Raw genomic sequence first — 727 nt, 5'->3', positions numbered from 1 at the left:
GGCCTACAGCGCATGGCTGGGCGAGTGTTCCGACCGCCTGAAAGCGTCGATCTCCGCGCTGACCCAGTTTGTCGAGTTCAGGACGGTCGTCCTGTCCAGCTATGCGCCGCAAAAGATTGCCGAGGCCTTGTGCGACGACATCGGCCGGGAATTCCCCGGCATCGAAGCGCTGCCGGCGCGCGTCACCATCAGCCCGAAGGCCGTCGGCGCGGCAAGCCTGCCATTCAGTTCGCGCTTCATGATCCAGTGATCGAGCTGAACCGGGTTGCCGGTCGGCCGATCATGCCCTCTGCAGGTCCATCGATGATTTTCAGGTGACCAGGCGAATCCGCTTGCCAGGACGCCCCACTTAATAGCATGTTAAGTGAACCCTGAGATCGCCATGAAAATCGCTGCGGATCACGCACTCAACGACAATGCCGCGACCAGCGCCGAAGCGCGCCGCTCGACGGTATTGGGCGATCGGATCAAGGCCTATCGCACCACGCGGCGCCTGACGCTGCGCCAGCTCGGCGACATGATCGGCACCACCGCCAGTTTCCTAAGCCAGCTCGAGCGCGGCCTTTCCGGCGCCAACACCAGCACGCTGATGCTGATTGCCAATGCGCTCGGCATCAGCCTCGCCGATCTTTTCGACGAATGCGAAGTGTCGCCGCACGCGGTGCTGACACGCAGCGAGCGGCCGGCGCTGCCGACCAGCGAAGGCTACCGCAAGACGCTGCTGTCG

1 protein-coding gene and 1 pseudogene are annotated in these 727 nt (G+C 63.7%); both read left to right on the top strand.

From position 1 onward, the window contains the following. Positions 1-250 (top strand): annotated as a pseudogene (locus tag EN991_RS38525) (sugar kinase); the annotation flags it as partial. Between the two features lie 132 nt (positions 251-382). Next, positions 383-727 (top strand): helix-turn-helix transcriptional regulator (locus tag EN991_RS38520; RefSeq protein WP_164769779.1); only part of this gene is annotated, 345 nt, incomplete at its 3' end.

This window comes from Mesorhizobium sp. M7A.F.Ca.US.005.03.2.1, from assembly GCF_003997795.1.
Taxonomy (GTDB): Bacteria; Pseudomonadota; Alphaproteobacteria; order Rhizobiales; family Rhizobiaceae; genus Mesorhizobium; species Mesorhizobium ciceri.
The sequence above is the reverse complement of the archived record's forward strand: the minus strand, read 5'-3'. Positions and strand labels throughout refer to the sequence as shown.